Here is a 13750-nt window from a genome sequence, read left to right as displayed (position 1 = left end):
GATATCATTCTAATAATTAGAATATTTTACGATATACTTATATTAAGGAGGTAAAATATGGAAATTAAACAATTACGATACTTTGTTGAAGTCGCTCGCCGTGAACATATTTCTGAGGCTGCATTGGAACTTAATATTGCTCAATCTGCAATTAGTCGCCAAATCAATTTACTTGAAAAAGAATTACAAGTTCCATTATTTGATAGACAAGGTCGCAATATATATCTTACTTCGCACGGTAAAGCGTTACTCACACAAGCAACTCACATACTAGAACAACTTGATGAAACAGTGGCTCTTTTTCAACAAGAACAACTTAAAAACGCTCATCATATCAATTTAGGTTTTGAAGAAAGCTATGCTTCTCATATGATTACGCCTATTATTCAAACGTTTGAAAGAGAATACGATAGTCACATTATACCTAGTTTAATGAATCATACTCAGATAGTAGACTATTTAAATTCAGGAAAAATTGATATAGCTATTGTTGAGAATACACCTGAACTACAAGCAAACTCAACTTTTTCAATTACATCTTTATATGAAGAAACATATCACTTATATGTACCTAAAGACGATGCTATTGCCTTAACATTTAATCCACCCTTAACACAGCTTAAACAATTTGAAAAAAATCCTTTATATACACTTCACGTTTTGCCTGATTCTATTAAAAAACGATTAGAATCTGTAATTAAAGTACCTATATACACACTAGGTACAACGTCTCTTGGTCAGTATCTATTAAAACAACGTCGTGGCCATCTACTCTTACCTGATTATATATCGTTGGATCATTCATCTGAACAAGTAGAGGATATCTCTTTAGCACATACAGAATTAAAACGTTCATTTTGTGTGGTATTTAAAAAAGACAATAAAAAAGTAGATATCTTTAATCTATTTCATCTCATTCAAACATTGCTAAGTAAAGTTTCAACATATCACTAGGTCTTGTAACGAACACTAACCCATAACATATGAATTGAATATCATTTTGAACACGCGTATAATCATTTTATTGCGATAAAGGGTAAATTATATAATTAAAAAGAGGATTATATTTAATGAATATAAAGAGACTTCACATACCTAAAATTAAAAACACTCATCGTCTAATTATTATTGTTACTTTAATAATGATTGGATTATTTATTTTTACATTTTTTAATGCTTCATTTTATCAAATACCTATTGGTAAAATCACGAATGTCGAAACAAGTCATGGTCAAAAAGTCACAGACGAGCATCATAATACTGACACAACATATAATCAACGATTAACTATACGCATTCTAAACGGTAAATATAAAAACGATATCACAACTGTTAATAATCATTTTGTAACATCTCAAGCAGATTCAGAGCAATTTTTTAAAAATGAAAAAGTATTGTTACATATACAAAAAAGTCCATCTGATGCTACTATTCTAGAAAAAAAACGCGATGGCCTTACTGTGGCAATTGTAGGCGTATTTATCGTGACACTTTTAATTGTAGGCAAAAATGTAGGGTTACAATCAATTCTATCTCTACTATTTAACACCGCGTTTATTATTGTTTCAATAGTCATTCATAATACTTTTTCAGGTACAAATTTATTTTTATTAATGAGTATAGCCATTATTTTATCAACTATTATTACATTAGTATTAGTAACTGGCTGGCAAAAACGAACTTGGGTTACGATAATTGCTACTTTATCTGGAACATTTTTATGTGTAGGGATGACTGAATTATTAATTCAATTTACAGGTGGTAATGGAATCAAATATGAAACAATGAGTTTTTTAACGCTACCTCCAAAAGATGTCTTTATGTCTTCTGTTCTTATAGGAACATTAGGAGCGGTAATGGATGTAGCAATTACAATTTCTAGTGGAATGTACGAAATTCTCCAGCGTACGCCTAACATTTCAATGTCTCGTTGGGCTTTAGCTGGACGTCATATTGGCCAAGATATTATGGGCACCATGACCAATATTTTATTATTTTCATATTTATCAGGTAGTCTAGCCATGGTATTAATTTACTTAAAAAATGCGAATACATTTACTTACACTATATCTATGAACTGGTCTCTAGAAATCACCCGTGCACTGACTGGTGGTATCGGTATTGTATTGACCATTCCTATAACAATAGGACTTATGTTCACTATATTTAAGTGGAAAGGAGTAAGCCGATGACTACAATTTTTTTACTCGCACTATTACTTTTTATTTTAATGATTTTGCTTGGCGGTAAAAAAGGACTCATCTCCTATCTCACTTTATTTTTAAATTTTATTATTCTTATGATTAGTATTGTTTTCATTCTGTTTGGCATGCCAATCTATCTTGTAGCCTTTATCTTTTGTCTTGTAATTGCTGCTTGTAACCTCTTTATTTTAAATAGTTACAATATTAAAACACAAGCCGCATTTATCGGAACTATAGTAACAACCGTCCTTCTTATCATAGGTGTCTATTTATCTGTAAAATTTGGACATCTACAAGGTTTTGCTACAGAACAACAAGATGAAACCTATATATTTTCAATGAATATTGATATTAATATGCTACAATTTTCTGTTTTTACTATTATGTTGGCTGTCATCGCTGCTGTAATAGATTTAACGATTACAATAAGTTCACCAATGTATGAGTTGAATGAAACAAACCCTGATCTTTCTCGTAAAAAATTATTTCAATCTGGTATGCGTGTTGGCAGAGAAATTCTTGCTACTTCCGCTAATACAATTTATTTAGCTTATTTTGGTGGACAATTAACATTATTCTTTTGGTTTTTTCAACTTCATTATTCATTTGGGCATATTTTAAATTCTAAAATTTTTGCTCAAGAGTTTATCTCCATCTTACTAGGTGGCATTGCAGTCGCGTTAAGTATTCCTATCACGGCTTGGGTTAGTGCTCGGTTAATTAAATATCATCAACTTAAACAAACAGATGACCACACTACTACTTCATCCTTAAACGAAGAAATAGAATAGTAAAGACCAAACAGTGGCATTTAATGATTGAAAGCATCAAATGTCACTGTTTTATTTATTCAATATTTATATTGAAAATGTTTCGATCCACTTAATGACAGCTGGTGCGATATATTGTGTATCAGATTTATTGAACCAGCGAATATCAGTAACTTCATTATCAATTTGAACGTCATTCCAATTAATACTTTGATTAACTTTAAATCCATTTAATTCGGTCAAAGTATTTGGTTGAGGATAGGCTTCACCAATCACTTTTCCAATATATGTAAAATCTTCTTGAGAAAAATGAAGTTGTAGTTCTTCTTCAATTTCCCTTTGAATAGCTTCTAAAAGCGTCTCACCTTCATCAATTTTCCCACCAGGAAAATAATATTTTTCTCTGTGACGAACTTGTACCAGTAAAATCTGGTCCTCTGTTTCTTCCACTAAACATACACATTTAATCATTCTATTCATCCTTATTAAAACATTCTCACTTCAAAAAAATAATTTAATTTAGTATGATATTAACATACATTAAAACAAAGTTTAGAACAAATTCTTAATGAGTAATATAACATTCAGATTTGTTTTTATTTTTATGGAGGTCTTGTATGATGGCAAAACAATCAAAACTTTCACGCTTATCTAGTTTAGTAAGTACAGCAGGATTTATTGTGGATGGATATAATGGAATTAAATATAGTGCCAAAAATAAAAATCTAGTTTATCTATCACTAGCACTTAGCACAGCGGGTACTGTGTTCGATTTTATAGTTTCTATGAGATCCCCACGTAAATTCCGTAAATTCACATCATTTATCTCATTTATTGTTAATGTGACACGCTTAGCTTCAAGCTTTAGAAAAGTTAAAGAAGATTATCACTTCGAATAAAAAAACGAGCCTAAGACATAATGAATTGTCTTAGGCATTTTTAATATATTGACAGTCGATGACTGAAGTAAAAATACGCTAGTATCAAGCTTTTTTCAATTTTAGTTCCAGATTCCTAACATAAAGACTTTCAATAAGAAAGTCTATGTCCAACGCAAATTGGGTATGCGTTGCCAAGATAGGACGACGGATTCAAAATGAATGCTGTCCGACTTCCTTTGTTTTTTTACTAGTGAATAAATTTATATTGTCTAACTTGATAAGCTGGAATTGTACGATATGTTAAAACCCCTGGACCTGCACTAAAGTTCATTTCAGATACTAAAAGACTTCCATTACTATTGACGCGTTCTACAAATGCAACATGTCCATAGTAGCCAGCATCTGATTGGGCAATTGATCCTACAGTAGGATGATAATCAATTCTATAGCCATCTCTTGCAGCTGCATTGTCCCAGTTATTTGCATTCCACCAATATGTACTAATACCTTTACCGATTTGAGCACGACGATTAAAGACATGCCATGTACATTGACCCCAATCATATAAATTTCTATGATTAAAAATCGGTGTGTGATAATAATAATTTGATGATGAACTTGTACGATTTGTATTACTACTTGATGATGCTGTGCCGCTTACACGTAATTTTTGACCCGGGTAAATAAAGAAATTATTTAATCCATTTAAACGCATAATATTTTGATATGTCGTATTATATTTCCAAGCGATGCTCGATAATGAATCACCGTAACGAACAGTATAGTAGCTTGAAGAACTAGATGAATTTGAGCTATTTTGGGTGTGGCTACTTGAACGTGCTGTTCCTGAAACTGTTAATGTTTGACCTGGAAAAATTAAAAAGCTATGAAGTCCATTTAAATCCATAATATGGCGGTACGTTGTACCATATCGACTAGCAATTGATGATAAACTGTCTCCACTTTTTACTGTATATGTACTGCTTGAGTTATTACTATAAGAATGAGATGAACTAGAGCCTGAAACTGTTAATACTTGATTTGGAAAAATAAGATTTGATGTCAAACCATTTAATGATTTTAATTTAGCTATTGTAATACCATAGCGATTTGAAATAGACCATAATGATTCCCCACTTTTTACTGTGTGAGTTGTTGCTGCTTCTGCTTGATGTGCAAATATTGTACTAAATGCCCCAGTTCCAATAATTGCTGTTGCAAGAACTTTTTTATTCATAAATAAGCGCCTCCTTAATCTTATGCTTATCTTTGACATGTCCCCATGACAATTGTTGTATTAACGCTTAGTTTTATTACGTTAATTCTAGTGCTTTAACTTTAATTTTTTCTACTCAAGTAGTCTACTTATATAAATTAATATATTTCATTATAATATTCCATTTCAATTTGATTACATAATGATGAAATTTTAGTACGATACTTATAAAATTAAAACTTTATAAAAATCGATTTCTTTAGTCTAATTATTGCATAACGTAAGTAAGAATTTTTTTAAATGTGATTATATTTAATCAAAAATTTATTATACTATTGAAAATGATATAAAAAAAGAGCGGGACAGCATTCATTTTTGAATTAGTTGTCCCACTCCAAGAGTCGAAAAAAGCTTGATCTATGTGTATTTTTAATTCATTAATCTACGACATATGCTAAATGACTAAACAACGATTGATATTCTACAATGTTTAACTTACTATTTTAAGCTATCTTCAATGTCTTTAATTTCTTTTTGAGATAAATCGACTGCTTTTTCACCATCTTTAGTGTCTTTTTTCAATGCTTCTTGTGCTTCTTTACTATGATATAGATCTACAATTTTTTTGTATGTTTTATTATCTTTATCTTTTGAGTTAACGGCAATTAAATTAATGTATGGTTTAACTGCATCTGAAGTAGAACTTTCTAAATAAATTGGATCTTTCTTAGCATCTAAGCCTGCTTTCGTTGCTACACCATTATTGATAACTGAAATATCAACATCATCTAATGCACGTGCAGTTTGTTGAGCATCTACTTCTTTAATTTTTAAATGTTTAGGGTTATCTTTAATATCTTTTGTTGTACCACTTAAACCAAAGTTATCTTTTAATTTAATAAGTCCTGCTGATTCTAATAATTTTAAAGCACGCGCTTGGTTAGAAACATCATTGGGAATCATCACTTGCGCGCCATCTTTAACATCTTTAATATCTTTTACTTTTTTAGAATAGATGCCTAAAGGTGCTAATACGGTTGTACTAATTGCTTCAATTTTTGCATCTTTATGTGCTTTTTTATATTCATTTAAGAAAGCAAAGTGTTGGAATGCATTCATATCGATATCTCCATCACTTAATGCTTTATTAGGTACGTTATAATCTGAAAAGTGCTTAATTTCTAAATCAATATCATCTTTTTTTGCTAATTCTTTCACTTTTTCCCAAGCAGCAGTATCATTTGATGCTACGCCAACTGTTACTTTCTTACTATTTCCTCCGCCTGAACATGCCGCAAGGACAATAATAGATGCTAATAATAAACCGATTATTCTCTTCATTAAAAACTGCCTCCCAATATTAAAATAATTTATTTAAACAACTAATTTCTACGAATTATTCTAGAAATAAAGTTACCTAATGACTGAATAATTTGTACGATAATAACTAGAACTACAACTGTAATAATAATGACCAATGTATCAAAGCGTTGGTAACCATAAACAAGCGCTAAATCTCCAATACCACCGCCACCTACAGCACCGGCCATAGCTGTACTACCAATTAAACCGATAATCGCTGTAGTAATAGCTAGTACAAGTGAACCTAATGCTTCAGGCAATAAAAAATGACGAATAATTTGAAGTGGTGATGCTCCCATAGCTTTTGCTGCTTCAATAATGCCATCATCTACTTCTAAAAGTGAATTTTCTACTAAACGCGCAATATATGGTGCTACATATACTGTAAGTGGAACAATTGCAGCTGTTGTACCGATTGACGTACCTGCAACTAATTTAGTAAAAGGTACAATTGCAATTAATAAAATGATGAATGGAATAGATCTTAAAATATTAATAATTGGATTAAGAATTTGGTGAATAACGACATTAGGCCAGATTCCATGTTTTCGAGTGACTACAAGTAAAATACCTAATGGGATACCAATCAATGCACCAATAATTAATGATACTGTTACCATATAAAGTGTTTCATACAACGCTTGCATTAATTGAGATGAATCTATGCTTGAACCAAACATTTAACGCACCTCCTCATAATGAATATGTCGCTCATTAAAATATGATTCTACCGTGTCACGACTAAATTGTGCATCGTGTTCAAAGCGTAACCATAAATAACAAATCGTTTCATCTTGAATATCTGACATAGACGAGAATAGAATATTTACATTAAAACCATATTGGTTTATTAACTCGTTCATTAATGGATAATCAATTTGCTTTTTATCTAAGAAAAGTCTGTAATCTGTATAATGATTATCTGCTCTTTCAAATGAGGCACGTAATGCTTTAGAAGGCTCTGTACTAATAACTGTTGATACAAAATTTTGTGCTGTTTTCGTTTTCGGATGACTAAACACATCTTTTACTGTACCAATTTCTACAACTTCCCCGTGTTCCATTACAGCTACACGATTACAGATTTTTTGAATCACGCTCATTTCGTGAGTAATCATCATAATCGTAACCCCAAATGTTTCATTCACATTTTTAAGTAATTGAAGAATAGAACTTGTTGTCGCAGGGTCTAATGCACTTGTCGCTTCATCGCACAATAATATTTTAGGATTTGTTACAAGTGCTCTTGCAATTGCAACACGTTGTTTTTGTCCTCCGGAAAGCTCATCTGGAAATTGATTTTTCTTATCTGCAAGTCCCACAAACTCTAGCATTTCTTCAACTTTCTCTTTAATCTCAGAATTACTTTTGTGACTAAGTATCAATGGCATTGCTACATTTTTAAAAACTGTTTTAGAATTTAAAAGATTAAAATGTTGGAAAATCATTCCTATATCTTTTTTTACGTTGCGAAGTTCTTTTTCACTATATGTATTAATATCATGGCCATCTACAATAACATGGCCCTCTGTAGCTTGTTCTAATTGGTTAACTAAACGTACTAGTGTACTTTTACCAGCACCACTATAACCAATCACACCAAACACATCACGCGCATCAATTTTAAAAGAAACATCTTTTAAAGCGTGGATGGTTTCTCGTTTCTTTCGAAATACTTTATTTACACCCTGAAATTCAATCACTATGTTCACCCTTATCTAATCCTGATTAAATTCGTATGATATGAAGTATAGGCAAAAGTTAAGGATGCGTCAATATAGTTTTTTAAAAAATTGAAAATTTCAGATATTTTTAGTATTGAATTACTCTTTTAGTTCCAAATATCATAATAAAAATACAAGAGTACAATAAACATCGTTTCAATTTCTATTGCACTCTTGCATTAATACTTTCACTATATTCTATTTATTTAGCGTATCTATCGCTTGTTTTAAATCTTGTACTAAATCTTCAGTGTCTTCAATACCGATCGATAATCGAACTAAACCATCTGTAATTCCTTCTTTAGCACGAACATCTGCTGGAATAGATGCATGTGTCATCAAAGCAGGTACAGAAATCAAGCTTTCCACTGCACCTAAGCTTTCAGCAAGCGTGAAATATTGCGTTTCACGAATTAATTGTTTAGCTGCTTCTGTATCTTTGACTTCAAATGCAACAACGCCAGTATGACCACTTGCTTGAGCGATATGAATATCATGATTAAGGTGACTTTCAATACTAGGATGGAACACTTGTTGTACTGATGGATGCTCTTGTAACATCTTCACAATACCTTCTACGTTACGATTAATTTGTTCCATACGTAACCCTAGTGTTTTAATTCCTCGAATTAATAAATAACTATCTTGTGGTCCTAGTACACCACCTGTAGAGTTAGAAATAAATGCTAAGCGTTCACCTAATTCATCATTAGATGTAGCGACTAAACCTGCAACAACATCACTGTGTCCACCAATATATTTTGTTGCTGAATGTAATACAATATCGATTCCAAAATCTAACGGATTTTGATAGTACGGTGTCATAAATGTGTTATCGACTACAGAAATGAGATGATTTTCTGTCGCAATTTCAGCTGCACGTCGAATATCTGTCACACGTAATAAAGGATTAGACGGCGTTTCGATATATAACATTTTTGTTTCTGGTTTAATATAATCTTTTACGTTTTCAATATTTGTAGTATCAACGAAATCAACATCAATACCAAATCGTGTAAAGACTTTTGTTAAAGCACGATAAGTTCCACCATACACATCAGAATTTAAAATTAAATGATCACCTTTATCTAATAACATTATAACAGCACTAATCGCAGCCATACCTGAACCAAATGCAAATCCATGTTTACCATTTTCTAAATTCGCAATGACGCTTTCAATAGAAGTACGTGTTGGGTTTGCAGTACGTGAATATTCATAACCCTGTCTTAAATCACCAATATCATCTTGCAAATAAGTACTTGTTTGATAAATTGGTGTCGTTACTGCTCCAGTAAAATCATCCGTCGTATGTCCACCATGAATCATTTGTGTTTTTTTCTTCATTATTATTCTCCTTTGTATTCAAATATTTTTTTTGACATATAACGATCACTGCCATCTGGAAAAATTGTTACAATAATACCTTTATCAATACGATTTTTAATATCTAAAGCACCTTGTAATGCTGCACCAGATGAGCTACCAACAAGTAGTCCTTCTTGTTTAGCTAATCGTTTTACATTTTTAAATCCTTGATTATCACTGACTGTAATAATATCATCAACGATAGATTTTTCTAAAAATACTGGCCATTTTTCAGAGCCAATACCTTCAATATCATGAGTATGTGCTTTACCACCATTCAATACTGAGCCTTCAGGTTCAACAATAATATTTTTAACATTAAATTGTTGTAAATGTTTAGCTACACCAGTAAATGTTCCTCCAGATCCAGCACCAGCTACAAAATAATCAATGTGTGGTAATGCCTCTGTAATTTCTTTTCCAAGCGTATGCGTATAGGCTTCTGGATTATGTTCAGTTTCAAACTGGTTCATATATACTGCATCATATTTGTCAGCATAATGACGGGCTTCTTTTTGTGCACCCATCATTCCCTTGTTTTTAGGTGTTCGTTTTATTTCAGCACCCAATACTCGCATAATTGAAATTTTTTCTTCTGAAAATCCTTCTGGGGCAAAAATCACACATTTTAAATGATAACGATTAGCGGCCATTGCTAATCCAATTCCTGTATTACCAGCTGTAGCTTCAACGATGGTATCTCCTTTTACAACACGTTTTTCTTTTAGCGCAGTTTCTACAAGATATTTCCCTAGTCGATCTTTAATACTTCCACCAGGATTAAATTGTTCTAACTTCGCATAAATTTGTACATGTTCATCGCTAAAACTTTCTAATAATACTAGTGGCGTTTGTCCTATTAAATCATAAGTAATCATATCTTTCGTTCAATACACTCAAGTAATGTCTGAACATACCTACTTTCTATCATCATATTCATTTCCAATATTTAATTTTAATTCTTACTCAACCGCTATGAATTATACGCTAACTTATATCTTATTGCAAAAAGCTAGATTCTTTATGTAAAATGTAATTAGTTATTGCTTTTAAATACTCATGTTATGATAAAAGTGAACCACTGGAAATGAATTAAATTTTACGATGAATCAACGTACAAAGGAGACTCGATGATGACATCTAAAGCAGACTTATCTTTATCCGTCTTTACTAAGGATGACTATAAAAATTTAAATTATAAAAATAGTACTTTTAGAAACTCAATGTACGATGAAATTGAAGTAAATAAAAGTCACTTTAAACATTGTGATTTTAGTGAAGGTATTTTTAAGAATGTAAGCTCTATTTCAAATTCAAAAATTATCAATTGTAATTTTGATAAAAGTATCTTTGAAAATGTAAATTTTTTCAAGACGCTTATTAGTAAATCAAATTTAACCGTTACTTCATTTGATGAAAATCATTTTAATACATTAACGATTGAACATTCCATTTTTAAAAATAGCAATATACGTAATGTAAAATTTGATAACGTCACGTTTAAAAAAGTGATTTTTGAAAACGTCACTATGGATTTGTGTCATTTTGAAAATGTAAAAATAAAAGATTGTATATTTAAACATGTCACTATTAATAATTCTTCAATTCCTGAAAAATTATTAAAAGAATTACATAAACAAGATGTTACGTTTGAAAATATGTAATTCAATTATCATTATGCTAAACAGAGTCTAGAACAACAATTTGTATCCTAGACTCTGTTTATTCTTGTTAATATTAAAATAATTGAACAATAAAAACTAATATAATAATAACTGGCATAATATATTTAATTAAAATATACCATGGAACAAAAAGTTTAAATTTATCTTTTCCAAAGCTCTCTTTTAATGCTTGTTTATCTAGTAATTGACCTACAACTAATGTCGTTCCTAATACTCCTAATGGCATCAAGATATTCGATACGATAAAATCCATATTATCAAAAATTGTACCCGCTCCAAACTTAATTCCACTTAAACTGCTAAATGATAGTGTTGCTGGGATACTAATAACAAATACTAATATACTTGCAATAACTGATATAGCTTTTCGTTTAGTATTATCATTTTTAGTGAAATTTGAGACATTTAATTCCAATAAAGAAATAGAAGACGTTAATGCTGCAAATAAAAATAGAATTAAGAAAATTAAATAAAATACAATACCAAACCCCATTTGATTAAATACTAACGGTAACACTTTAAATAAGAGTCCTGGTCCTTCTTGAGGTGCATAACCAAATGTTTTTAAGGCTGGAAATATTGCAAGTCCTGCTAATACAGAAACTAAAATATTCATAATAACAATTGACATGGCGGAAGATTTAATCGTCATTTCTTTAGGCGCATAACTCGCATACGTAATCATCCCTGTCGTTCCTAATGATAGTGTAAAGAACGATTGACCTAACGCAAATAAGACACCTTTAACTGAAATATCTTCTATTCTCGGTTGTAATATATAGCGAACGCCCTCTAATGCTCCGTCTAATGTCAATGATTTAGCAACAACAATAATTAAAAAAACAAATAATAAGGGCATCATCATTTTAGAAGCTTTCTCTAAACCTTTTTCTACACCTAGCATAACGATGACCATGGTTAAAAGAATAAAAATGCCCTGTCCCAACACAGTTAACCACGGGTTACTAATTATTTTTTCAAATTTAATTTGAGTTAATGACGTATGTTCAACAGATAATAATTGTAAAAATACATTTCCAATATATATAACAATCCAGCCACCGATAACACTATAAAAGCCGAATAAAATAAAAACAGCTAAATTTCCATTCCACCCAATAATATTTAACCATTTTTTTCCTGTTAATTTACTATAGATTCGAGTCGTATAAGTGCGCCCCATTATTCCTACCGTAAACTCCATAATCAGTAACGGTAATCCTACAAAAATAGTAAAGATTAAAAATAAAAATAAAAATACGCCGCCACCATAAATGCCAGCCATATATGGAAACTTCCACATTGCGCCTAATCCTATAGCAGAACCAGCACTTGCTAGAATAAATCCAGTTGAGGTTTTCCATTGTGATTGATTACTCATTTTCTATCTCCCTTTAACGCGTTAAAGCATGTGTGCGATTAAGTTCTACTCTAACACGTCTGACCAAATAGTGCAATATACATATAAATGAGTATTAAAAAAGATAAGAATAGAGGTAAATGACATATCTCAACTATTCTTATCGTTTAAACTTACTGCTATATTTATTTTTCAAAATCATATATTATGGATTGACCTTCATTTACTTCTTGAATATTTAAACTTTCGATATGATCAACGTTAATGTAATGAACTTGTGAGTCATCTTTTAAAAATAAATAGACCAATTCATCAAACTCATCAATAATACGCTGTACGCATGTGTCATAGTCTGGACCATCTTGGAACGTTTTAAATTCTTTATAAGTAGTTCCAGAAACTGTTGTATATATAAGTAAGAATGTACGTTTCATCTTATTACTCCTTTATTTAGATTTAAAAAAAGTTACGACTTGAGTGATAACGTCTTCATGTCCATCTCCATAAGTCATTAAATGACGACTTAACGGATGACATGTTAAATCTTTGTTATTACTATCAATATGATTAAAAATATAATGTGCACTATTTTGATAAAAGGTATCATCATTACCGCCATACAAAATACGAGCGGGAACTTGTATACGTTCTAATTCATTAGAAATTATCTCAATAAATGCTTTAAATTCTGCGATATGTGGTTGATAATCTTGAATTGTCCCAAGTTGTTGTTTTGAAGTAGTTTCATCAAATTTCAATAATTGATTCATGCGCTGACCATAACGTTTCATACGCCACGCAATACTTTTTTCTTCTTTTTCACTTGGTGCAGACATCACTGCTATTTTAGAAACATCAAATAACTCTGCTAACTTTAATGTAAATAGTCCTCCTAGTGAGATACCCGTTACAAAAATAGTGTCAAACCCTTCATTTTTTAAAAATTGATACCCTTCTAATACATCATTCCACCAATCCTGAATCGTAAATTGAGTAAATTGGTCTAAAGGTAAGCCATGTCCTTGATAATTTGGTGCAAAGCATGTGAAGTTTTCTTCATTAAGCGCCTTAGCTAATGGTTTTACATCACGAACAGTTCCTGTAAATGAGTGAAGTAATAAGATTGCTTCTTTTCTTGAACCTTCTAAATAAATTGGATGTGGTGATTTGATTTTCATAG

Annotated in this window: 15 protein-coding genes; 5 read left to right on the top strand and 10 right to left on the bottom strand. The window is 31.1% G+C overall.

Features of this window, described 5'->3' with window-relative positions:
* Nucleotides 1-57: 57 nt before the first annotated feature.
* The 3 genes from gltC (at nt 58) to HMPREF2953_RS08465 (ending at nt 2995) form a co-directional block, all read left to right on the top strand.
* A complete protein-coding gene (gene gltC, locus HMPREF2953_RS08475; RefSeq protein WP_002454511.1) occupies nt 58-954 on the top strand; it encodes a glutamate biosynthesis transcriptional regulator GltC in 897 nt (298 codons plus the stop codon).
* 116 nt (nt 955-1070) lie between these two features.
* Nucleotides 1071-2192, top strand: a complete 1122-nt coding sequence (locus HMPREF2953_RS08470) for a YibE/F family protein (RefSeq protein WP_070672843.1) — start codon at nt 1071-1073, stop codon at nt 2190-2192.
* Complete coding sequence (locus HMPREF2953_RS08465) at nt 2189-2995, top strand: YibE/F family protein (RefSeq protein WP_049335888.1); 807 nt, start codon at nt 2189-2191, stop codon at nt 2993-2995. The genes HMPREF2953_RS08470 and HMPREF2953_RS08465 overlap by 4 nt, the downstream gene beginning before the upstream one ends.
* Before the next feature lie 66 nt (nt 2996-3061).
* On the opposite strand, the gene HMPREF2953_RS08460 is transcribed toward HMPREF2953_RS08465, so the two are convergent.
* The gene (locus HMPREF2953_RS08460; RefSeq protein WP_049335887.1) at nt 3062-3445 is read right to left on the bottom strand and encodes an NUDIX hydrolase; all 384 of its coding nucleotides are present in this window, start codon (nt 3443-3445) and stop codon (nt 3062-3064) included.
* Nucleotides 3446-3594: 149 nt separating this feature from the next.
* On the opposite strand from HMPREF2953_RS08460, the gene HMPREF2953_RS08455 reads away from it, so the two are divergent.
* Nucleotides 3595-3873 carry a hypothetical protein gene (locus HMPREF2953_RS08455; protein WP_002454515.1) on the top strand — a complete coding sequence of 93 codons (279 nt, stop codon included), beginning with the start codon at nt 3595-3597 and terminating at the stop codon, nt 3871-3873.
* 229 nt (nt 3874-4102) lie between these two features.
* Here the strand turns inward: HMPREF2953_RS08455 and HMPREF2953_RS08450 are convergent, their stop codons facing one another.
* The 6 genes from HMPREF2953_RS08450 to HMPREF2953_RS08425 all read right to left on the bottom strand — a co-directional run bounded on the left by HMPREF2953_RS08450 (nt 4103) and on the right by HMPREF2953_RS08425 (nt 10403).
* A complete protein-coding gene (locus tag HMPREF2953_RS08450) occupies nt 4103-5092 on the bottom strand; it encodes a LysM peptidoglycan-binding domain-containing protein (protein WP_049335886.1) in 990 nt (329 codons plus the stop codon).
* Nucleotides 5093-5569: 477 nt separating this feature from the next.
* Nucleotides 5570-6412: a dipeptide ABC transporter glycylmethionine-binding lipoprotein gene (gene gmpC, locus HMPREF2953_RS08445; RefSeq protein WP_002448016.1), complete on the bottom strand. Its 843-nt coding sequence runs from the start codon at nt 6410-6412 to the stop codon at nt 5570-5572.
* 41 nt (nt 6413-6453) lie between these two features.
* Nucleotides 6454-7113 carry a methionine ABC transporter permease gene (locus HMPREF2953_RS08440; RefSeq protein ID WP_002448001.1) on the bottom strand — a complete coding sequence of 220 codons (660 nt, stop codon included), beginning with the start codon at nt 7111-7113 and terminating at the stop codon, nt 6454-6456.
* A complete protein-coding gene (locus tag HMPREF2953_RS08435) occupies nt 7114-8136 on the bottom strand; it encodes a methionine ABC transporter ATP-binding protein (protein WP_002447973.1) in 1023 nt (340 codons plus the stop codon).
* Nucleotides 8137-8355: 219 nt separating this feature from the next.
* The gene (locus HMPREF2953_RS08430) at nt 8356-9504 is read right to left on the bottom strand and encodes a bifunctional cystathionine gamma-lyase/homocysteine desulfhydrase (protein WP_002454517.1); all 1149 of its coding nucleotides are present in this window, start codon (nt 9502-9504) and stop codon (nt 8356-8358) included.
* 2 nt (nt 9505-9506) lie between these two features.
* On the bottom strand, nt 9507-10403 hold the full coding sequence (locus HMPREF2953_RS08425) for a PLP-dependent cysteine synthase family protein (protein ID WP_070672841.1): 897 nt from the start codon (nt 10401-10403) through the stop codon (nt 9507-9509).
* Between the two features lie 255 nt (nt 10404-10658).
* Between HMPREF2953_RS08425 and HMPREF2953_RS08420 the strand changes: the two genes are divergently transcribed.
* Nucleotides 10659-11189, top strand: a complete 531-nt coding sequence (locus tag HMPREF2953_RS08420; protein ID WP_049335883.1) for a pentapeptide repeat-containing protein — start codon at nt 10659-10661, stop codon at nt 11187-11189.
* Nucleotides 11190-11262: 73 nt separating this feature from the next.
* Here the strand turns inward: HMPREF2953_RS08420 and HMPREF2953_RS08415 are convergent, their stop codons facing one another.
* The 3 genes from HMPREF2953_RS08415 to HMPREF2953_RS08405 all read right to left on the bottom strand — a co-directional run bounded on the left by HMPREF2953_RS08415 (nt 11263) and on the right by HMPREF2953_RS08405 (nt 13748).
* Nucleotides 11263-12591, bottom strand: coding sequence for a sodium-dependent transporter (locus HMPREF2953_RS08415; RefSeq protein ID WP_070672839.1), 1329 nt, complete (start codon nt 12589-12591; stop codon nt 11263-11265).
* Between the two features lie 164 nt (nt 12592-12755).
* Nucleotides 12756-13004 carry a hypothetical protein gene (locus HMPREF2953_RS08410; protein WP_002447988.1) on the bottom strand — a complete coding sequence of 83 codons (249 nt, stop codon included), beginning with the start codon at nt 13002-13004 and terminating at the stop codon, nt 12756-12758.
* 12 nt (nt 13005-13016) lie between these two features.
* Nucleotides 13017-13748, bottom strand: coding sequence for an alpha/beta hydrolase (locus tag HMPREF2953_RS08405; RefSeq protein WP_070672837.1), 732 nt, complete (start codon nt 13746-13748; stop codon nt 13017-13019).
* Between the last annotated feature and the right edge of the window lie 2 nt (nt 13749-13750).

Source organism: Staphylococcus sp. HMSC072E01 (assembly GCF_001814125.1).
In the GTDB taxonomy this organism is placed as follows: domain Bacteria; phylum Bacillota; class Bacilli; order Staphylococcales; family Staphylococcaceae; genus Staphylococcus; species Staphylococcus hominis.
Note: the sequence above shows the minus strand (reverse complement) of the source record. Positions and strands in the feature narration are given on the sequence as shown.

Coding starts and splice junctions, on each gene's coding strand:
- HMPREF2953_RS08410 (WP_002447988.1), bottom strand. CDS start 13,004: ATGAAACGTACATTCTTACTTATATATACAACAGTTTCTGGAACTACT.
- HMPREF2953_RS08425 (WP_070672841.1), bottom strand. CDS start 10,403: ATGATTACTTATGATTTAATAGGACAAACGCCACTAGTATTATTAGAA.
- gltC (WP_002454511.1), top strand. CDS start 58: ATGGAAATTAAACAATTACGATACTTTGTTGAAGTCGCTCGCCGTGAA.
- gmpC (WP_002448016.1), bottom strand. CDS start 6,412: ATGAAGAGAATAATCGGTTTATTATTAGCATCTATTATTGTCCTTGCG.
- HMPREF2953_RS08450 (WP_049335886.1), bottom strand. CDS start 5,092: ATGAATAAAAAAGTTCTTGCAACAGCAATTATTGGAACTGGGGCATTT.
- HMPREF2953_RS08465 (WP_049335888.1), top strand. CDS start 2,189: ATGACTACAATTTTTTTACTCGCACTATTACTTTTTATTTTAATGATT.
- HMPREF2953_RS08460 (WP_049335887.1), bottom strand. CDS start 3,445: ATGATTAAATGTGTATGTTTAGTGGAAGAAACAGAGGACCAGATTTTA.
- HMPREF2953_RS08430 (WP_002454517.1), bottom strand. CDS start 9,504: ATGAAGAAAAAAACACAAATGATTCATGGTGGACATACGACGGATGAT.
- HMPREF2953_RS08440 (WP_002448001.1), bottom strand. CDS start 7,113: ATGTTTGGTTCAAGCATAGATTCATCTCAATTAATGCAAGCGTTGTAT.
- HMPREF2953_RS08420 (WP_049335883.1), top strand. CDS start 10,659: ATGACATCTAAAGCAGACTTATCTTTATCCGTCTTTACTAAGGATGAC.
- HMPREF2953_RS08455 (WP_002454515.1), top strand. CDS start 3,595: ATGGCAAAACAATCAAAACTTTCACGCTTATCTAGTTTAGTAAGTACA.
- HMPREF2953_RS08415 (WP_070672839.1), bottom strand. CDS start 12,591: ATGAGTAATCAATCACAATGGAAAACCTCAACTGGATTTATTCTAGCA.
- HMPREF2953_RS08405 (WP_070672837.1), bottom strand. CDS start 13,748: ATGAAAATCAAATCACCACATCCAATTTATTTAGAAGGTTCAAGAAAA.
- HMPREF2953_RS08470 (WP_070672843.1), top strand. CDS start 1,071: ATGAATATAAAGAGACTTCACATACCTAAAATTAAAAACACTCATCGT.